This window comes from Micromonospora sp. A3M-1-15 (assembly GCF_024213425.1).
GTDB classification, from domain to species: domain Bacteria; phylum Actinomycetota; class Actinomycetes; order Mycobacteriales; family Micromonosporaceae; genus Micromonospora; species Micromonospora chersina.
In genome coordinates this window covers 82,237-100,444 of the sequence record NZ_JANAVK010000001.1, presented here as the reverse complement: position 1 = coordinate 100,444, position 18,208 = coordinate 82,237, and the positions used below count along the sequence as shown (strand labels likewise).

General features: G+C 75.0%; 18 protein-coding genes. 15 read left to right on the top strand and 3 right to left on the bottom strand.

Going from position 1 to position 18,208, the window contains the following annotated elements; all coding sequences use genetic code 11:
• The first annotated feature begins 26 nt into the window (after window positions 1-26).
• The 11 genes from NLX85_RS00485 to NLX85_RS00435 all read left to right on the top strand — a co-directional run bounded on the left by NLX85_RS00485 (window position 27) and on the right by NLX85_RS00435 (window position 13,324).
• A complete protein-coding gene (locus NLX85_RS00485; RefSeq protein WP_091309808.1) occupies window positions 27-239 on the top strand; it encodes a hypothetical protein in 213 nt (70 codons plus the stop codon).
• A gap of 74 nt (window positions 240-313) precedes the next feature.
• On the top strand, window positions 314-1,804 hold the full coding sequence (locus tag NLX85_RS00480) for a replication-associated recombination protein A (protein ID WP_254331044.1): 1,491 nt from the start codon (window positions 314-316) through the stop codon (window positions 1,802-1,804).
• Window positions 1,805-4,701: 2,897 nt separating this feature from the next.
• A complete protein-coding gene (locus tag NLX85_RS00475) occupies window positions 4,702-5,319 on the top strand; it encodes a hypothetical protein (RefSeq protein ID WP_254333527.1) in 618 nt (205 codons plus the stop codon).
• Between the two features lie 152 nt (window positions 5,320-5,471).
• A complete protein-coding gene (locus tag NLX85_RS00470) occupies window positions 5,472-5,933 on the top strand; it encodes a DUF948 domain-containing protein (RefSeq protein ID WP_254331043.1) in 462 nt (153 codons plus the stop codon).
• Between the two features lie 31 nt (window positions 5,934-5,964).
• Window positions 5,965-6,270, top strand: coding sequence for a DUF6167 family protein (locus NLX85_RS00465; RefSeq protein WP_148426735.1), 306 nt, complete (start codon window positions 5,965-5,967; stop codon window positions 6,268-6,270).
• On the top strand, window positions 6,267-8,945 hold the full coding sequence (alaS, locus tag NLX85_RS00460; protein WP_254331042.1) for an alanine--tRNA ligase: 2,679 nt from the start codon (window positions 6,267-6,269) through the stop codon (window positions 8,943-8,945). Before NLX85_RS00465 ends, alaS begins: the two co-directional genes overlap by 4 nt.
• Window positions 8,946-9,020: 75 nt before the next feature.
• Entirely contained in the window at window positions 9,021-9,482 is a 462-nt protein-coding gene (gene ruvX / locus NLX85_RS00455; protein WP_254331041.1) for a Holliday junction resolvase RuvX, read from the top strand.
• A complete protein-coding gene (mltG, locus tag NLX85_RS00450) occupies window positions 9,479-10,699 on the top strand; it encodes an endolytic transglycosylase MltG (RefSeq protein ID WP_254331040.1) in 1,221 nt (406 codons plus the stop codon). Before ruvX ends, mltG begins: the two co-directional genes overlap by 4 nt.
• Window positions 10,699-11,514 carry a shikimate dehydrogenase gene (locus NLX85_RS00445; protein ID WP_254331039.1) on the top strand — a complete coding sequence of 272 codons (816 nt, stop codon included), beginning with the start codon at window positions 10,699-10,701 and terminating at the stop codon, window positions 11,512-11,514. Before mltG ends, NLX85_RS00445 begins: the two co-directional genes overlap by 1 nt.
• A gap of 125 nt (window positions 11,515-11,639) precedes the next feature.
• Window positions 11,640-12,818: a chorismate synthase gene (gene aroC, locus NLX85_RS00440; protein WP_254331038.1), complete on the top strand. Its 1,179-nt coding sequence runs from the start codon at window positions 11,640-11,642 to the stop codon at window positions 12,816-12,818.
• The gene (locus tag NLX85_RS00435; protein WP_254331037.1) at window positions 12,815-13,324 is read left to right on the top strand and encodes a shikimate kinase; all 510 of its coding nucleotides are present in this window, start codon (window positions 12,815-12,817) and stop codon (window positions 13,322-13,324) included. Before aroC ends, NLX85_RS00435 begins: the two co-directional genes overlap by 4 nt.
• Here NLX85_RS00435 and NLX85_RS00430 read toward each other — a convergent pair.
• A complete protein-coding gene (locus NLX85_RS00430) occupies window positions 13,314-14,090 on the bottom strand; it encodes a cytochrome c oxidase assembly protein (protein ID WP_254331036.1) in 777 nt (258 codons plus the stop codon). The genes NLX85_RS00435 and NLX85_RS00430 overlap by 11 nt on opposite strands.
• Complete coding sequence (locus tag NLX85_RS00425) at window positions 14,087-14,611, bottom strand: DUF2243 domain-containing protein (RefSeq protein ID WP_254331035.1); 525 nt, start codon at window positions 14,609-14,611, stop codon at window positions 14,087-14,089. The genes NLX85_RS00430 and NLX85_RS00425 overlap by 4 nt, the downstream gene beginning before the upstream one ends.
• A gap of 137 nt (window positions 14,612-14,748) precedes the next feature.
• Here NLX85_RS00425 and aroB point away from each other — a divergent pair, with 137 nt between their 5' ends.
• The 4 genes from aroB to nusB all read left to right on the top strand — a co-directional run bounded on the left by aroB (window position 14,749) and on the right by nusB (window position 17,373).
• Complete coding sequence (gene aroB, locus NLX85_RS00420; RefSeq protein ID WP_254331034.1) at window positions 14,749-15,825, top strand: 3-dehydroquinate synthase; 1,077 nt, start codon at window positions 14,749-14,751, stop codon at window positions 15,823-15,825.
• Window positions 15,822-16,253 carry a type II 3-dehydroquinate dehydratase gene (gene aroQ, locus NLX85_RS00415; protein ID WP_254331033.1) on the top strand — a complete coding sequence of 144 codons (432 nt, stop codon included), beginning with the start codon at window positions 15,822-15,824 and terminating at the stop codon, window positions 16,251-16,253. Before aroB ends, aroQ begins: the two co-directional genes overlap by 4 nt.
• Window positions 16,254-16,381: 128 nt before the next feature.
• Window positions 16,382-16,939: an elongation factor P gene (efp, locus tag NLX85_RS00410; RefSeq protein WP_212836907.1), complete on the top strand. Its 558-nt coding sequence runs from the start codon at window positions 16,382-16,384 to the stop codon at window positions 16,937-16,939.
• Between the two features lie 23 nt (window positions 16,940-16,962).
• A complete protein-coding gene (gene nusB / locus NLX85_RS00405) occupies window positions 16,963-17,373 on the top strand; it encodes a transcription antitermination factor NusB (RefSeq protein WP_210406048.1) in 411 nt (136 codons plus the stop codon).
• 61 nt (window positions 17,374-17,434) lie between these two features.
• Here the strand turns inward: nusB and NLX85_RS00400 are convergent, their stop codons facing one another.
• Window positions 17,435-17,923 carry a transcriptional regulator gene (locus NLX85_RS00400; RefSeq protein WP_013285505.1) on the bottom strand — a complete coding sequence of 163 codons (489 nt, stop codon included), beginning with the start codon at window positions 17,921-17,923 and terminating at the stop codon, window positions 17,435-17,437.
• Window positions 17,924-18,208 lie beyond the last annotated feature (285 nt).

Genomic DNA, 18,208 nt, shown 5'->3' with positions numbered 1-18,208 from the left:
TGGGACCCCCCACCGGAGGAACGACCATGCTCGCCATTCTCGCGGCCATCGTGTTCGGCTTCGCCCTGTTGATCGATTTCCTGAACACGAACTTCGGCGCGCCCGACCTGTTCAACACCCACACCCTCATGCTCATCGGCTTCCTGCTGCTCTCCCTCTACCTGGCCGGGGTCGGCTCCGGCCCGCGCGGCGGCGGTGGCGGCCGGTGGTACCGGGGTCGGCGCCCGGGTCGCGGCTGACCGGAAACGACCATCCGGGCCGGGCCGGCGGCGCGATTCCAGCGCCGTCGGCCCGGCCCGGTACTGTTCTCGTGATGGAATCCGACGCCCTCTTCACCCTCGGCGAACCCGCCGGAGCGCCCAGCGCCCACGCGGGTTCCGGCGGCGTCGACGGGTTCACCGCCGCCGCGGCGGATTCGCCGCTGCCCGTCCGGATGCGCCCGGCCAGCATCGACGAGCTGGTCGGTCAGGACCACCTGCTCGCCCCGGGCGCCCCGCTGCGCCAACTCGTCGAGGCCGCGGCCCCGATGTCGGTGATCCTCTGGGGGCCGCCCGGCAGCGGCAAGACCACCATCGCCCACCTGGTGGCCCGGGCCACCGACCGCCGCTTCGTCGCCATGTCCGCGCTGACCGCCGGGGTGAAGGACGTCCGCGCGGTGATCGAGACCGCCCGCCGGCAGCGCCGGGCCGGCGGCCCGCCGACCGTGCTCTTCATCGACGAGGTGCACCGCTTCAGCAAGACCCAGCAGGACTCGCTGCTCGCCGCCGTCGAGGACCGCACGGTCACCCTGCTCGCGGCGACCACCGAGAACCCGTACTTCTCGGTCATCTCACCGCTGCTGTCCCGTTGCGTGCTGCTCACCCTCCAGCCCCTCGACGACGACGCCGTCCGCGGCCTGCTGCGCCGCGCGGTCGCCGACGAGCGCGGGCTCGGTGGCGCGCTCAGCCTGGAGACGGACGCCGAGGACCACCTCGTCCGCCTCGCCGGTGGCGACGTCCGCAAGGCGCTGACCGCGCTGGAGGCGGCGGCGGCCACCGCGACCGCGCGCGGCGTGGGCCGGATCGACCTCGCCGTCGCCGAGCAGGCGGTCGACGTGGCGGCCGTGCGCTACGACCGCGACGGTGACGCCCACTACGACGTGACAAGCGCGTTCATCAAGAGCATGCGCGGCTCGGACGTGGACGCCGCGCTGCACTGGCTGGCCCGGATGCTGGTCGCCGGCGAGGACGCCCGGTTCATCGCCCGACGCATGGTGATCTTCGCGAGCGAGGACGTCGGCATGGCCGATCCCAGCGCGCTGACCGTCGCCACCGCCGCCGCGCACGCCGTCGAATACGTCGGCCTGCCCGAGGCCCAGCTCAACCTGGCCCAGGCGGTCATCCACCTGGCCACCGCACCGAAGTCCAACTCGGCCACCACTGCCATCGGCGCGGCTATCGCCGACGTGCGCGCCGGTCGCGGCGGGGCGGTGCCGCGCGGGCTGCGCGACTCCCACTACGCCGGCGCCCGGGGCCTCGGGCACGGGGCCGGCTACCGCTACCCGCACGACGACCACCGCGGCGTGGTCACCCAGCAGTACGCTCCGGACGACCTCGTCGGGACCGACTACTACCAGCCCAGCGCGCACGGCGCGGAGCGGGCGGTGGCCACCCGGCTGCCGCTGCTGCGCCGGATCGTGCGCGGTCTGCCCGCGCCGCCGGCGCGGGCGGAGGCCGCGGTGAACGGCGCCCGACCGGCGGGCGCCGAGCGGGTCGACGGGGCGAGCGAGGGCGGCAGCGACGCCGTGGGGGAGGGTCAGCAGTGATGGCGCGTGGTCCGGAGCGGCCGGCGGACGGCCCCGACGAGCGGCGCGACCCGCGTGCCAAGGGCCGCCGGTGGGGGCGGGGCAAGGCCGACGCCGAGCCGGACGAGGCGACCGCCGGCGAGGAGTTCGGCTGGATCGACGACCTGCGGACGGCCAAGCAGCAGCGCAGTGACCTGGGCCCGGGCGGGGAGGCGCCCGGCGCCGTGCCGCCCGCGCGGGGCGGGATGCCACCGGCCGCTCCCGGGCCCCGGCCCGGCCCGCCCGCGGCCGAACCGCCCCGGGCTGCCCGCCCGGGCGCGGCGCCACCGCCCGGAGCCACCCGGCCCGGGCCGGAGACCCCGCCCGCCCGCCGCGTCCCGGAGGCCGGCCCGGCCGGTCCGGCCGCGCCACCGGTCCGCCCCGGCGGCCCCGATCCGGCGGCCCCGCGTCGCCCCGTGGACGGCCCCTGGCCCGGCACACCCGAACCGTCCCGGCGCCCCGCCGAGCCCGCGCGCGGCCCCGGCGAGCCGTCCCGCCCGCCCCGTCGTAACCCGGACCCGCCGACCGGGCAGCAACCCCCGGTCCCGCCGGCTCCCGGCCGGATGAGCGGGCCGCCCGGCCCGCGCGTCGCGCCCCCCGCCGGCCCGGTTCCCGGCCGCACCGCTCCGGGCGGCGGCCCGGTTTCCGGCCGCACCGGTCCGGGCGGCGGCCCCGCACCCGAACGCGGTTACGGCGGCCCGAATCCCGGTCCCGGCTGGCCGCAGGCCCCGGGCCCGGACGGCGCCCGGCCCGCGGTTCCGCCCACCCCGCCCATCCCGCGCGGACGGCACGGCGCCGAGGCGCCCACCGGCGCGCGGCCCGGTGGCGTGGACCCGGCGGTCCGGCCCGTCTCCGGTGGCGGACGGCGCGCCCTTCCCGACGACGCCGACCCGGGCGTCCGCCCGGTCTCCGGCGCCGGCCGCCGCGCGACGCCCGACGGTGCTCCGCCCGGCGCCGGCCGCCGGCCGGCCTCCGGCGCCGTCGACCCCGCGCTCCGACCCGTCTCCGGTTCCGGCCGGCGGGCCGCCGTCGAGCCCGATACCGGCCGCACGGGCGTGCCCTCGGCGCGCGCCGGCGCGCCCGGCGTCGGCCGGGCCGCCGACCCGGTGACCGGCGCTCCGCACCCGGGCGACGCCGCGTCGGGCCGTGGCCGTGCCCCGCAGCGCCCCGAACCGTCCACGGCCGGGATGCCCCCCGTGGAGACCGCCGGCGGTCGGCCCGGTGGCCGTCGCCGCGCCGGCGAACCGAACCAGCCCGCGGTGCCGCGCACCGGGAACGCCCCGCCGGTGCCCGGTGCCGGACCCGACGCGGACCGCCGGCCGGACGGACCGGCGCCGACCCCGCGCCGCGCCCCGGCCGACGCCCCGCCCGGCTCCCGGCCCGGTGCCGGCGCCGACGTGCCGCCCACCGGCCGGCGGGCCGGCGCCGCCCCGTCGACGCCCGGCGGCCGCACGGCCCCGGACGCACCCGCGGTCCCGCCCGGTCGCCGCGGCGCTCCCGACGGAGCCGCCATGCCGGCCGGCGGGCACGCGGCGCCCGAGAGCCCTGCTGTGTCGCGCGGCCGCCGCGCCGTCCCGGACGACGCGGCGATGCCGTCCGGCCGCCGTGCCGCCGGCGAGGCGCCGGGTCGCCGGGGCGCACCCGACGACGGGGCGATGCCGTCCGGCCGGCGTGCCGCCGCCGACGACGCCGCCACGGGACCGGGTCGCCGGGGTGCACCCGACGACGCCGCGATGCCGTCCGGCCGACGGTCCGCCGGTGACGGTCCGGCCGCGCCCGGCCGCCGCGCCGCGCCCGACGGTGCGGCCGGCCGCCGTGCCGCGTCCGAAGCGGCGAGCGGACCCGGCGTGAGCGGGGACGTTCCGCCCGCCCCGCGTCGCGGGGCGCGCGGGGAGGCCGACGAGCCGCGCCCGCAGCGGCCCGAGCGGCCCGCCGACTGGCTGCGGCAGGCCGGCCGCACCTCGCACAGCGACCCCGCCATGCCGGCGGTCCGCCACCCCGGCGGTCCCCCGGCCGACGACCTGACCGCAGCCCGGCGCGCCGGGCCGGTAGGCCCCGACCACGGCGCGGCCGGCCGCGCCGGCGCGGCCGTGCCGCCGGTGAAGCCCGACCAGCCCGGCCCCGCGCGCGGCGCGGCCCGGCCCGGTGGCCCGGCCGGCCGGCCGACCACCCCGGACGACGGCACCCGTGGCGCCGCCCGACCGGACAGCGACCGCACCGGCGGTTTCCCCGCCGGTGGGGACCCGGCCCGCACGGGCGGTTTCCCCGCCGGTGGTGACCCGGCGCGCACGGGCGGATTCCCGGTCGGCGGTGACCCGGCCCGCACCGGCGGTGTGCCGGCCGGCGACCGTCACGGCGGACGGGGCCCGGGCGGCGCCGGTGGGCGTGGCACCGGTGGCGACCCGTCGCGCACCGGGGGCTTCCCCGCCGGTGATCCCGCACGGACCGGTGGCTTCCCCGCGGGCGGCGACCCGCGTGGTCCCGCCCGTGGCTCGGCGCGCCCGGACGGCGGCATGCCGCCGGCGGGTGACCCGCACCCGGCGGGCGAGCCGGGGCCGCGCGCCGCGGCCGGTGCGCCCCCGGTGGCCCGCGCGGCCGCCTCGGTGGGCCGCCCCGAGGCGCCGGAGGACCGGCCGGCCGGCCGGGCCCCGCTCGCGCCGGAACCCACCCGACCCGGCCCGGGTGCCGTGCCGCCGGGACCCGGCGCGCCGGCGGTGGCGCGGGCCGCGGCGGTCGTACCGCCGGGCGAGCCGGCGGGGGCGCGGCCGGGACCGGGCGACGGCGCCGGACCGGCGCTGCGGCGGGCCGACGCCACGCCGGGGGAGACCGACGACGCGGCGGGCGGCCTGCGTGGCGCCCGCTCGGAGCTGCGCCGGCAGATGCGCGAGCGGCGGCGGCTGCGGATGGGCATCCTCGCCCTGGTCAGCGTGGTGCTGCTCGGTGCCGTGCCGCTCTTCTTCGGGCTGCGCACGCTGAGCCACGACCCGGTCTTCGACACCCTCGACGCGCTGGGCGTGCCGTCCTGGGCGGCGGCGAAGACGGTGGACAACGTGAGCGGCAGCCGGTGGTGTTTCCAGGACTGTCGGCTGCGCGAACGCACCGTCGAGTCGCAGAAGGCGTGGAAGGAGACCGCCCAGGTCTACGAGGCTGCGCTGACCCGCGACGGCTGGGAGCGCTGGAAGGTGAACCGCTGCCCGGAGCAGAAGGTCAAGGGGAGCTACACCTGTTGGCGCCGGGACGAACTCACCCTCGACCTCTGGGTCCGCGAGCCCACCTGCGTGCCGGCTCCCGCGGACGGCGAGGCACCGCCGTCTCCGGCGCCCGCGCCCGCAGCGGGGGAGTGCGCCGGCTCGTTGGTGTCGGTGAAGGTGCGCAACGCGATCGACGACGAGCGCACCGGACCACAGCCGAGCACCGATCCGTCACTCACCGGTGAGGACCCGTACCCGACCCTCACCGACGATCCGCTCGGCGAGGCGACACCCTCACCGTCGTGAGCCGGTTTCCATCACGGACGGTAGGGTCTGGGGCTGGCGGGGCCCGTCCGCCCCGTTGACCGGTCACGGGTCGGCGTGCGGCGGACCGGGTAGGTACGGTCGCGCGTCCCGGGGCGTCGGGCCCCGGGACACTGCTTGAGGAGGACATGGGCGTGAGTGGTGGAGAGATCGCTGCGCTGATCGCGGCCGGCGCGTTCCTGATGCTGGTGCTCGTGCTGGCGGTGCCGATCCTGCGGCTGCGGCACACCGTGGACGCGACGACCCGCATGATCGCCGACCTGAACGACCGCACGGCGCCGCTGCTCGGTGACGTGAACACCACCGTGAAGAACGTCAACACCGCCCTGGAGCAGGTGCAGACCTCCCTGGACGGGGTCAACCTGCAACTCGCCAAGGTGGACACCATGACCACCCACGCGCAGAACGTCACCGCCAACGTGGCGAACCTGGCCACCGTGGTCTCCGCCGCCGCCGCGAACCCGCTGGTCAAGGTCGCCGCGTTCGGCTACGGCGTGCGCAAGGCCGCCGCCGCCCGCCGGCACGCGGAGACCGAGCGCGAGGTGCGCGACACCATCAAGCAGCAGCGCCGGGCCGCCAGGCGCGGCAACCGCTGACCCGGCCGGCGAACAGCGGGAGGATGAGAGCATGAGGCGGTTGTTCTGGCTGGGCATCGGGCTGGCCGTGGGCGTCCTGGTGGTCCGTAAGGCCACCCGGACGGCGCAGGCGTACACGCCGGCGGGCATCGCCAGCGGGCTGTCCGAGTCCGCCGGTGGTCTCGTCGAGTCGGTCCGGAGCTTCGTGGACGACGTCCGGGCCGGGATGGCCGAGCGCGAGCAGGAGATCCACGAGGCCTTCGCCCGCGGCGAGGCGTACGACGACCAGTTCGCCGAGCTGCGGGAGGACCCGCGTATCGGCGACCGAGAGATTTTCCCGGAGGAGCACCAGCGATGAAGACGGCGGAGATCAAGCGGCGGTACCTCGCCCACTTCGAGGCCAACGGCCACGCCGTGGTGCCGTCCGCTCCGCTGCCCGCCATCAGCGACCCGAACCTGCTGTTCGTCAACGCCGGCATGGTGCAGTTCGTCCCCTACTTCCTGGGCCAGCAGACCCCGCCGTACCGGCGCGCGGTCAGCGTGCAGAAGTGCATCCGGACGCCGGACATCGACGAGGTCGGCAAGACCAGCCGGCACGGCACGTTCTTCCAGATGAACGGCAACTTCTCCTTCGGCGACTACTTCAAGGACGGCGCCATCCCGCTGGCCTGGGACCTGGTCACCAAGCCGGTCGAGGCGGGCGGCTTCGGGCTGGACCCGGAGCGGATCTGGCCGACGGTCTACCTGGACGACGACGAGGCGTTCCAGATCTGGCGTTCGGTAGGCGTGCCCGCCGAGCGGATCGTCCGCCGGGGCAAGGCCGACAACTTCTGGTCGATGGGCATCCCCGGCCCGTGCGGCCCGTGCTCCGAGCTGTTCTACGACCGTGGCCCCGAGTACGGCCGCGAGGGCGGGCCGGCGGTCGACGAGGACCGCTACATGGAGTTCTGGAACCTCGTCTTCATGCAGTTCGAGCGGGGGCCCGGCACCGGCAAGGAGGACTACCCGATCCTCGGCGAGCTGCCGGCGAAGAACATCGACACCGGCATGGGCCTGGAGCGGATGGCCTCCATCCTCCAGGGCGTCGACAACCTCTACGAGATCGACGAGGTCCGCCCGATCCTCGCCAGGGCCGCCGAGCTGACCGGCAAGCGCTACGGCGCGCACTCCGGCCACGTGGCCAGCGAGTCGCATCCGGACGACGTGCGGCTGCGGGTGATCGCCGACCACGTCCGCACCGCGCTCATGCTCATCGGTGACGGGGTGACCCCGTCGAACGAGGGCCGCGGCTACGTGCTGCGCCGGATCATGCGCCGGGCCATCCGCGCGGTGCGCCTCCTCGGCTACCAGGACCGGGCGCTGCCCGAGCTGCTGCCGGTGGCCCGGGACTGCATGGCCCCGTCCTACCCGGAGCTGGCCGAGGAGTTCGGCCGGATCTCCCAGTACGCGTACGCCGAGGAGGACGCCTTCCTCGCCACGCTGCGGGCCGGCACCACGATCCTGGACACCGCCATCGCGGAGACCAAGTCGGCCGGCAAGGCGTCGATCTCCGGCGACAAGGCGTTCCAGCTGCACGACACGTACGGCTTCCCCATCGACCTGACCCTGGAGATCGCCGGCGAGCAGGGCCTCCAGGTCGACGCCGAGGGCTTCCGCCGGCTGATGGCCGACCAGCGCAGCCGGGCCAAGGCCGACGCGCAGGCGCGCAAGACCGGGCACACCGACGTGTCGGCGTACCGGTCGGTGCTGGACGGCGGCGGGGCGGTGGAGTTCACCGGCTACACCGAGCTGAACCGGGAGTCCCGGGTGCGCGCGCTGCTGGCCGGCGGCGCCGAGGTGGCCGCGGCGGTCGAGGGCGACACCATCGAGCTGGTGCTCGACACCACCCCGTTCTACGCCGAGGGCGGCGGCCAGCAGCCCGACCAGGGCCTCATCACGGTCGGCGGCGGCCAGCTCGAGGTCTTCGACGTGCAGCAGCCGGTGCCCGGGTTGATCGTGCACCGGGCCAAGGTGCTCCGCGGCGAGGTGCGCGCCGGCGAGACCGGCTACGCCGAGATCGACGTGTCGCGCCGGCGGGCCATCTCCCGCTCGCACACCGCCACCCACCTGGTGCACCAGACCATGCGCAACTTCCTCGGCGAGTCGGCCACCCAGGCGGGTTCGCTGAACGCGCCGGGCCGGCTGCGGTTCGACTTCAACACCCCGACCGGGGTGGCGCCGAGCGTGCTGCACGACGTGGAGCAGCAGGTCAACGAGGTGCTCCTGGCGGACCTGGAGGTGCACGCCTTCATCACCACCCAGGAGGAGGCGCGCCGGATCGGCGCCATGGCGCTGTTCGGCGAGAAGTACGGCGAGCGGGTCCGGGTCGTCGAGGTCGGCGACTACGCCCGGGAGCTGTGCGGCGGCACGCACGTGGCCCGCTCGGCCCAGCTCGGCCTCGTCAAGATCCTCTCCGAGGCGTCGGTCGGCTCCGGTGTGCGCCGGATCGAGGCGCTGGTGGGCATGGACGCCTTCGGCTTCCTGGCCCGGGAGCACCTGCTGGTCTCCCGGCTCGCGGAGCTGTTCCGGGTGCCGGGCGACCAGGTCGCCGACCGGGTGGAGCAGACCGTCACGCAGCTCCGCGACGCGGAGAAGGAGCTGGAGAAGCTCCGCGCCCAGCTCGTGCTCGGCGGGGCCGCGGCCCTCGCCGCGCAGGCGAAGGACGTCCGCGGCGTCGCGTACGTCGGCACCGAGGCGCCCGAGGGCGCGGCCGGCAACGACGTGCGGACCCTGGCCCAGGAGATCCGGGGCCGGATCGACCCGGCCCGCCCGGCCGTGGTGGCGGTGGCCGCCCGGGCCAACGGGAAGGCGTCCCTCGTGGTGGCCGTGAACCAGGCCGCCCGGGGTCGGGGCCTGACCGCGAAGGACCTGGTGAAGGCGGCCTTCTCCGGTCGGGGCGGCGGCAGCGACGACCTCGCTCAGGGCGGCGGCCTGCCCGCCGCGGAGGCGCCGAACCTGCTGGCCACCGTGGAAAAGGCGATCGCCGACGCCTGATGTACGGCACCGATCGACGCCAGGGCGGACCGCCGGGTCCGCCCTGGCCCGTACCGGAGGAAGGGTGTCCGGTAGATGGCTGAACTGTCCCGTGGTGTCCGGCTCGGGGTCGACGTCGGCCAGGTCCGTGTCGGGGTGGCCCGCTCCGACCCGCACGGCATCCTGGCCACCCCGCTGGTCACCCTCGCCCGCGACCTGACGGCCGCGCCGGACGCGGTGCCCACCGACATCGCCGAGCTGGTGCGGCTCGCCGCCGAGCACGAGGCGGTCGAGATCGTGGTCGGCCTGCCGGTCAACCTCGCCGGAAAGCACGGCCCGGCCGCGGTGAACGTCTCGGCTTACGCTGACCGATTGGCCGATGTAATGGGGCCGATTCCGGTGACGCTGACGGACGAGAGGATGTCGACCGTGGTGGCGAGTCGTAGGCTGGCCGAACGGGGCGTCCGGGGAAAGCGCCAACGGGCGGTGGTCGACCAGGCCGCCGCGGTGGAGATTCTGCAGAGCTGGCTGGACGCGCAGCGGAGGCGGACGCAATGATCGACGATCTTGACCTGGGCTTCGACGACGCGGAGAGGGGGGAGAAGGGCCGGCACCGGCGCGGCGCCGTACGCAAGCGCAACGGCAAGTCGGGTGGCGGCCGGGGCAAGACCATCTTCGCCCTGCTGATGGCGCTCGTGCTGCTGGGTGGCATCGGTGGTGGCGCGTACGTCGGCTTCGACCGGATCCGCAACCACTTCGTCACCCCCGACTACGACGGTCCGGGCACGGGCGAGGCGCTGGTCGAGGTGAAGGGCGGCGACACCCTCACCGACATCGGCAACACCCTCTACGACGCCGGCGTGGTGAAGAGCACCAAGGCGTTCATCGAGGCCGCCGACGCGAACTCGCGCAGCAAGAACATCCAGGTCGGCCGGTACAAGGTCCGCAAGCAGATGAAGGCCGCGGACGTGATCACGCTGATGCTCGACCCGAAGAGCCGGGTGGTCAACGGGGTGACCATCCCCGAGGGCACGATCAGCCTGAACATCTACCAGATCCTCTCGAAGCAGACGAAGATCCCGGTCAAGGACTTCCAGGACGCCGCGAAGGACCCGGTCAAGCTGGGCGTGCCCGCCTTCTGGTTCAACCGGGAGGACGGCAAGAAGGGCCCGAAGAGCATCGAGGGCTTCCTCTACCCGTCGACCTACGAGATCCCGCCGAAGGCCACCGCCGAGCAGATCCTGTCGATGATGGTGGACGAGTTCCTGCGCGTCAGCCAGGAGCTCAACTTCGTCGACCGGGCGCAGAAGGAGCGCAAGATCTCCCCGTACGAGGCGCTGATCACCGCCTCGATCGCCGAGGCCGAGTCGGTCAACGCGGTCGACCTGCCCAAGGTCTCCCGGGTGATCTACAACCGGGTCTACGCCGGCAAGATCCCCTGCAAGTGCCTCGGCATCGACAGCGGCATCAACTACTACTTCCGCCTCCAGGGCAAGGATCCGAAGGACTCCGACGACCTGCTGCAGAGCGAGATCAACGACCTGAAGAACCCGTACAACACGCACAACGTGGCCGGCCTGCCGATCACCCCGATCAGCAACCCGGGCCAGGCGGCGCTCAAGGGCGCCCTGGAGCCCCCGCCCGGCGACTGGATCTTCTTCATGACGGTCGACCAGAAGGGCACCATGGGCTACGGCTCGAACGACGCCGACTTCCGCCAGCTCCAGAAGAAGATGTGCGACAACAAGGTGCTCACCGGGGAGAACTGCACCTGATGAGGGCCGCCGTCGTCGGCCGGCCGATCGCCCACTCGCTCTCCCCGGTGATCCACAACGCCGGGTACGCGGCGGCCGGGCTGACCGGGTGGTCGTACACCCGGATCGAGTGCGCGGCCGACGAGCTGGCCGGCCTGGTCGCGGGCCTGGGCCCGGAGTGGGCCGGCCTGTCGGTCACCATGCCGGGCAAGGAGGCCGCGCTCGCGCTGGCCGACGAGGTCTCGCCGGTCGCCGCCGCGGTGGGCGCCGCCAACACGCTGGTACGCCGGCCGGACGGCACCTGGTACGCCGACAACACCGACGTCGCCGGCATGGTCGACGTGCTCACGGCCGCCGGCTGCGCGTCGGGCGCCACGGTCACCGTGCTCGGCGCGGGCGGCACCGCCCGGGCGGCCGTCGCGGCGGCGGCCCGGATCGGCGCGGCCGAGGTGACCGTGGTGGCCCGCCGGCCCGAGGCCGTGCAGGAGCTGTGCCCGATGGCCGAGGCGGTCGGTGTCCCGCTGGTCGGCGCGCCCTGGGACGGCGACCCGGCGCACGCCCGTGCCGACCTCGTGGTCTCGACGGTGCCGAAGGGCGTGGCCGACCCGCTCGCTGAGAACTTCGACTGGCGGCCGGCGACGGTCTTCTTCGACGTGGTCTACGACCCGTGGCCCACGCCGCTGGCCGCGGCGGCGCTCGCCGCGGGCTGCCGGGTGGTCTCCGGGCTGGACCTGCTGCTCGCGCAGGCGGTCGGCCAGTTCGAGCATTTCACGGGCGTGGCCGCCCCCCGGGCGGCCATGCGCGCCGCGCTGGCGCGGGCGCGCCCCACGGCCTGACGACGAGGCCCGCTCCGGCCTCAAGAACGTCGCCGCGCGCCCGCCGTCCGGACGGGCGCGTCCGCAGGGCGGGACGCGGCGGGCAGGGCGACGCGGCGGACACCGGGCGTGACAGACTGACCGCTGTGTTGCGCTGGCTGACTGCAGGTGAATCGCACGGACCCGCCCTCGTCGCGCTGCTGGAGGGTGTGCCCGCCGGCGTCGAGGTGACCACCACGGAGATCTCCGGCGAGCTGGCCCGGCGCCGGCTCGGCTACGGCCGGGGCGCCCGGATGTCCTTCGAGCAGGACGAGGTCGAGATCATCGGCGGGCTCCGGCACGGCGTGACGATCGGCAGCCCGGTGGCCGTCCGGGTGGGCAACTCGGAGTGGCCGAAGTGGCGCACCGTGATGGCCGCCGACCCGGTCGACGCGGAGGAGTTGGCCGGGCAGGCGCGCAACGCCCCGCTCACCCGCCCCCGCCCCGGCCACGCCGACCTGGCCGGCATGCAGAAGTACGGCCACACCGACGCCCGGCCGATCCTGGAGCGGGCCAGCGCCCGGGAGACCGCCGCCCGGGTGGCCGTGGGCGCGGTCGCCAAGGCCCTGGTCAAGCAGGCTCTCGGCATCGAGATCGTCTCCCACGTGGTGGAGCTGGGTCCGGTCGCCGCGAAGCCCGGCCTGCGGCCCACGCCGGAGGACGCCGCCCGGATCGACGCCGACCCGCTGCGCTGCCTCGACCCGGAGGCCAGCGCCCGGATGGTCGCCGAGGTCGACGCCGCGAAGAAGGCCGCCGACACGCTCGGCGGCGTGGTCGAGGTGCTGGCGTACGGGGTGCCGCCGGGCCTGGGCAGCCACGTGCAGTGGGACCGCAAGCTCGACGCCCGGCTGGCCACCGCGCTGATGTCGATCCAGGCCATCAAGGGCGTGGAGATCGGCGACGGCTGGCAGCAGGCGCGCTCCCGCGGGTCGGAGGCGCACGACGAGATCCTGCCCACCGCCACCGGCGTGCGGCGGGTGACCGACCGGGCCGGCGGTCTGGAGGGCGGCATCACCACCGGCGAGCCGCTGCGGGTGAAGGCGGCCATGAAGCCGATCTCCTCGCTGAACCGGGCCCTGTCCACGGTCGACGTGGTCACCGGCGAGCCGGCCACCGCGATCAACCAGCGCTCCGACGTGTGCGCGGTGCCGGCCGCGGCCGTGGTGGCCGAGGCCATGGTGGCGCTGGTGCTGGCCGAGGCGGCGGTGGAGAAGTTCGGCGGGGACTCGGTCGCCGAGATGCGCCGCAACCTGTCCGGTTACCTCGACGCGCTGGTGATCAAATGAGCACCCGGCCGGTCTGCGTGCTGGTGGGGGCGCCCGGCTCGGGCAAGACCACGGTGGGGCGGGCGCTCGCCGCGGCGCTCGGCGTCGAGTTCCGGGACACCGACGCCGACATCGAGCAGCTCGCCGGCAAGCCGATCCCGGAGATCTTCGTGGACGAGGGAGAGGAGCACTTCCGTACCCTCGAACGCGCCGCGGTGGCGGCGGGGTTGGCCTCGCACCCGGGGGTGCTCGCCCTCGGCGGCGGCGCGGTCCTCGCCGAGGAGAACCGCGCCGCGCTGATCGGGCACACCGTGGTGCACCTGTCGGTGGAGCTGTCCGACGCGGTGAAGCGGGTCGGCCTGGGCTCCGGCCGCCCGCTGCTGGCGCTGAACCCGCGTGCCACGCTCAAGCACCTCATGGAGCAGCGCCGCCCGCTCTACGCCGAGGTGGCCACCGCGACCGTGCGCACCGACGGGCGTGACCCCGAGGAGATCGCCACCGAGGTCGCCGCCCTGCTCAAGCCCTGACCGCGGCGGGCCGGGGCGCCGCCCGCTCCGGCCGCCAGGTGACGAGCAGGGCGAGGGCGAGCAGGATCTCCGCCAGGTCGCCGCCGTAGTACATGACCGTGGCGCCGGCCCGCAGTTCGTTGCCGGTCGCCGGCACGTCCACCAGCACGCCGGCGTAGAGCAGTTGGGCGAGCACGGCGTGCGCCACCACCCCCGCACCGAGCACCACGAGGCGGACCGGTACCCGGGGGCGGTGCGGTCCCGGGTCCGGGCCGGCGACGGACCAGGTGAAGAGGTAGCCGCTGAGCACGAAGTGCAGCAGCACCAGCCCGTGCAGCGCCGGACTCGCGAGGGTGGCCCGGTACAGCGGGGTCAGGTACAGCAGCCAGAGCCCGCCGGCCGTGAGCACCAGCCCGGTCACCGGGTGGGCGAGCACCCGCGGGACCGGGTGCCGCAGCAGCCGCAGCGCCGCCCGCCCGACCCGCCGGTCCACCGTGCGCAGCGCCAGCGTGCCGGGGGCGCCGAGCACCAGGGCGAGCGGTGCCAGCATGCCCAGCAGCAGGTGCTGCGCCATGTGCCCGGGCAGGTCGGCCGCGGGCAGCAGCAGCCCCGCGGCGAGCAGCGCCGCGCCGAGGCCGAAGCTCGCCGTCCGCCGGTGGTCCCACCCGGGCCGGCCCGGGTCCCGCTGCCGCAGCGCCGCCGCCAGATAGGCCCAGAACAGCGCCAGGGGTACGAGCGCGGCGGCCGGGAAGCCGCCGGCCGCGTGCCCGGCGTGGGTGAGGCTCACCGCCGGTCCGCGGCGCAGAGGTCGACGACGGTGGCCCGCCGCTGCACCGCCCAGCCGACCGCGACGAGGACCGCGCCGAGGGCCAGGAAGCCCAGGTCCCACCAGAGCTGGTGCGGGCCGCCGTGCACGTGGTGGATGCCGAGGATCTGGTGGTCGACGATCCCCTCGACCAGGTTGAACAGGCCCCAGCCGACAAGCGCCCAGCCCCACAGGGCGGGGGAGCGCCACAGCCGGCCCCGGGACCGGGTGACCCGGGCGTAGAGCAGCGCCAGGCCGGTCAGCACCGCGACCCAGGTGACCGTGTGGAACAGCCCGTCCCAGACGGTGTTCATCTGCAACCCGGGCACGGTGTCGACCGGGTACGGCTTGATCCCGACCCGGTCGCTGTCGGTGCTGCTCAGCATGTGGTGCCACTGGAGCAGCTGGTGGAGCAGGATGCCGTCGGCGAAGCCGCCGAGTCCCACGCCGAGGATCGTGGCCGGTACCCGGATGTCCGCGCCGTCGATGGTTGGTCGGTTCATGCCCGCACCTCCGCCGTTGGGGGTTTCGTCCCACCGTTACTGCCCGCACCCGTCCCGTCAAACGTCGGTGACGGCGGACCGGCCACGAAGTGGACAGTCGCCGCCCCGGCGCCGTCGGCTCGACTAGGCTGCCGGCGATGGACGAGGTGACCCGGATCCCGGTCGGCGGCGACCGGCCGTACGACGTGCTGGTGGGACGCGACCTGCTCGACCCGCCGCCCCGGCTGCTGCCCGGCGCCGACCGGGTGGCCTTCCTGCACGCGCCCCCGCTCAAGGGGCTGGCCGAGGAGTTGGCCGGGCGGGTGCGCGCGGCGGGCGTGGCGCCGCTGCTCATCGAGGTGCCGGACGCCGAGGCGGGCAAGCACGTCAACGTGGCGGCGGCCTGCTGGGACCGGCTCGGCGAGGCCGGCTTCACCCGCACCGACGCGGTGGTCGGGGTGGGCGGCGGCGCGGTCACCGACCTGGCCGGGTTCGTCGCGGCCAGCTGGCTGCGCGGGGTGCGCTGGGTGCCGGTGGCGACCTCCCTGCTGGGGATGGTCGACGCCGCCGTCGGCGGCAAGACCGGGATCAACACCGCGGCCGGCAAGAACCTGGTGGGCGCCTTCCATCCGCCGGCCGGCGTGATCTGCGACCTGGCGACGCTGGACAGCCTGCCGCGGGCCGACCTGGCCGCCGGGATGGCCGAGGTGGTCAAGTGCGGGTTCATCGCCGACCCGGTGATCCTCGACCTGGTGGAGCGGGACCCGGCCGCCGCGTTGGACCCGACCGGGCCGGTGACCCGCGAGCTGATCGAGCGGGCGGTCCGGGTCAAGGCCGACGTCGTCTCGGGTGACCTCCGGGAGTCCGGGGTGCGCGAGGTGCTCAACTACGGGCACACACTGGCACACGCCATCGAGAAGGTGGAGGGCTACCGCTGGCGGCACGGTCACGCCGTCGCGGTGGGCCTGGTCTACGCGGCCACCCTGGCCCGGCTCGCGGGGCGGCTGGACGCGGCCACCGCGGAGCGGCACCGGGCCGTGGTGGCGGCGCTCGACCTGCCCACCGGCTACCGGGCCGACGCCTGGCCCGAGCTGCTGGCCGCCATGCGGGTGGACAAGAAGGCCCGGGGCAGCCGGCTGCGCTTCGTGGTGCTGGACGGCCTGGCCCGCCCGGCGATCCTGGAGGCGCCGCCGGACGAGCTGCTGGCCGAGGCGTACCGGGAGATCAGCTCGTGAGGGTGTACGTGCTCAACGGGCCCAACCTGGGCCGGCTCGGCACCCGCCAGGTCGACGTCTACGGGGTGACCAGCTACGCCGACCTGGTCACGATGTGCGAGCAGACCGGTCGCGAGCTGGGGCTGGACGTGGTGGTCCGGCAGACCGACGCCGAGCACGAGCTGCTGGGCTGGCTGCACGCGGCGGCCGACGAGGGCGCGGCCGTGGTGCTGAACCCGGCCGCCTGGTCGCACTACTCGATCGCGGTCCGCGACGCCTGCGCCATGCTCCGCGGCCCGCTGGTCGAGGTGCACATCTCCAACATCCACGCCCGCGAGGAGTTCCGGCACCACTCGGTGGTCTCGGCGGTGGCCACCGGGGTGATCTGCGGGCTGGGCGTGGACGGCTACCGGCTGGCTCTGCACCACCTGGCCGGCCGCGTCAGGTGACGTTCGGCACGTCCGGGGCGGGTGGACCGGGTCGGTGGGCGGTGGCCGGCGCTCAGCGCGGCGGTCCCGGTTCGACACAGCTAGTAGACTTCACAGGTCTGTCCGCCAATTGATGATCAAGGCAGGAAATGGCCACCACCAACGACCTCAAGAACGGCCTGGTACTCAACCTCGACGGCGAGCTGTGGGCCGTCGTCGAGTTCCAGCACGTCAAGCCCGGTAAGGGCGGTGCGTTCGTGCGTACCACGCTGAAGAACGTGCTGTCCGGCAAGGTGGTCGACAAGACCTTCAACGCGGGCACGAAGGTCGAGACCGCGACCGTCGACAAGCGCACCATGCAGTACCTCTACGCCGACGGCGAGGACTACGTCTTCATGGACCTGGAGACGTTCGACCAGATCACCGTCCTTGGCGGCACCGTCGGCGAGGCGGCCAACTACCTCCTCCCGGAGGCCGAGGCCACCGTCGCCACCCACGAGGGCGTGCCGCTCTACATCGAGCTGCCGACCTCGGTCGTGCTGGAGATCACCTACACCGAGCCGGGTCTGCAGGGCGACCGGTCGACCGGCGGCAACAAGCCGGCCACCGTCGAGACCGGCGCGACCGTCCAGGTGCCGCTCTTCATCACCACCGGCGAGAAGATCAAGGTCGACACCCGCGACGGCCGTTACCTCGGCCGAGCCTGATGGCCGAGGGTCCCAAGCAGCAGATGCCGGCGCGCCGCAAGGCGCGCAAGCGGGCGCTGGACGTGCTCTTCGAGGCCGACCTGCGGGACCGGCCGCCCGTGGAGGTGCTCGCCGGCTACCTGGAGCGGATCGAGAAGCCCCGACCCGAGCACGTGGGCTACGCGGTCGGCCTGGTCGAGGGCGTCGCGGCGCACCTGGACCGGATCGACGAGGTGATCGCCAGCTACGCCGAGGGGTGGACGCTGGACCGGATGCCGGCGGTCGACCGCAACCTGGCCCGCATCGCGGTCTACGAGCTGCTCTACGTCGACGAGATCGACGACGCGGTGGCGATCAGTGAGGCCGTCGAGCTGGCCCGCCAGATGTCGACCGACGACTCGCCGCGCTTCCTCAACGGCATCCTCGGCCGCATCGCCGAGTACGCCACCCGCTGAACCACCTCGTGCACGACGAAGGGCCCGCGCCGGACGGCGCGGGCCCTTGGTGTCGTGCGGGTCAGGACGCGAAGAACGCCCGCGGGTCGGCGACCAGCACACCGTGCTCGGTGAGCCGCTCGATCAGGCCCGACGGGGAGGCGTCGTAGACGATCGCGAGGGCGCGCAGGTCGTCGGCGCGGATGGAGAGCACCCGGCCGTTGTAGTCGCCGCGCTGCTGCTGGATGGCGCGGGCGTACCGGGCGACGTAGGCGAGGTCCTCGGAGGCCTCGTCGTAGAGCCGCTCCAGGTCCAGAACGATCTTGCTGGTGGGCTCGTGGCGCACTCCGCTGCCGTCGGGCAGCAGCTCCGAGACGGGAACGCGGTAGAAGTCGGCCAGCTCCGCCAGGCGGGACACGGTGACGGCACGGTCGCCGCGCTCGTACGAGCCGACCACCACGGCCTTCCACCGCCCGTTCGACTTCTCCTCCACCCCCTGCAGGGACAGGCCCTGCTGCTGGCGGATGGAGCGCAGGCGGGCGCCCAGCGACTTGGCGTATTCAGAGGGCATTCGGACACTCCCAGTGCTGCTCGGGGTTCTCCCAGCTATCGCTACGGAGCGTGACGGTACGGGGATTGCGACACGGGGTCAAGTGTTGGTGACGACCCCAGTTGGGGAGGGCGTACGGCTTGTCCGCATTTCTCCACGCTGACCCACTGGTCAGGACCGGCGGCGGTCCAGCCGGTGACCGCTGGTAACGTGGCGTGAAGCCCCGGTCCGGGCCCTCCGCGGCCCGCCGGAGCCAACCAGACGTCCTTTAACGACCCGTCCCGTGAGGCGGGGAAGGAGGTCCGC

What these genes read in the sequence shown, in the direction of transcription:
- mltG (WP_254331040.1), top strand. Translation starts at nt 9,479, where the DNA reads ATGATCGACGATCTTGACCTGGGCTTCGACGACGCGGAGAGGGGGGAG.
- NLX85_RS00445 (WP_254331039.1), top strand. Translation starts at nt 10,699, where the DNA reads ATGAGGGCCGCCGTCGTCGGCCGGCCGATCGCCCACTCGCTCTCCCCG.
- NLX85_RS00400 (WP_013285505.1), bottom strand. Translation starts at nt 17,923, where the DNA reads ATGCCCTCTGAATACGCCAAGTCGCTGGGCGCCCGCCTGCGCTCCATC.
- NLX85_RS00480 (WP_254331044.1), top strand. Translation starts at nt 314, where the DNA reads ATGGAATCCGACGCCCTCTTCACCCTCGGCGAACCCGCCGGAGCGCCC.
- nusB (WP_210406048.1), top strand. Translation starts at nt 16,963, where the DNA reads ATGCCGGCGCGCCGCAAGGCGCGCAAGCGGGCGCTGGACGTGCTCTTC.
- ruvX (WP_254331041.1), top strand. Translation starts at nt 9,021, where the DNA reads ATGGCTGAACTGTCCCGTGGTGTCCGGCTCGGGGTCGACGTCGGCCAG.
- NLX85_RS00475 (WP_254333527.1), top strand. Translation starts at nt 4,702, where the DNA reads ATGCGCGAGCGGCGGCGGCTGCGGATGGGCATCCTCGCCCTGGTCAGC.
- NLX85_RS00425 (WP_254331035.1), bottom strand. Translation starts at nt 14,611, where the DNA reads ATGAACCGACCAACCATCGACGGCGCGGACATCCGGGTACCGGCCACG.
- NLX85_RS00435 (WP_254331037.1), top strand. Translation starts at nt 12,815, where the DNA reads ATGAGCACCCGGCCGGTCTGCGTGCTGGTGGGGGCGCCCGGCTCGGGC.
- alaS (WP_254331042.1), top strand. Translation starts at nt 6,267, where the DNA reads ATGAAGACGGCGGAGATCAAGCGGCGGTACCTCGCCCACTTCGAGGCC.
- aroB (WP_254331034.1), top strand. Translation starts at nt 14,749, where the DNA reads ATGGACGAGGTGACCCGGATCCCGGTCGGCGGCGACCGGCCGTACGAC.
- NLX85_RS00485 (WP_091309808.1), top strand. Translation starts at nt 27, where the DNA reads ATGCTCGCCATTCTCGCGGCCATCGTGTTCGGCTTCGCCCTGTTGATC.
- efp (WP_212836907.1), top strand. Translation starts at nt 16,382, where the DNA reads ATGGCCACCACCAACGACCTCAAGAACGGCCTGGTACTCAACCTCGAC.
- NLX85_RS00465 (WP_148426735.1), top strand. Translation starts at nt 5,965, where the DNA reads ATGAGGCGGTTGTTCTGGCTGGGCATCGGGCTGGCCGTGGGCGTCCTG.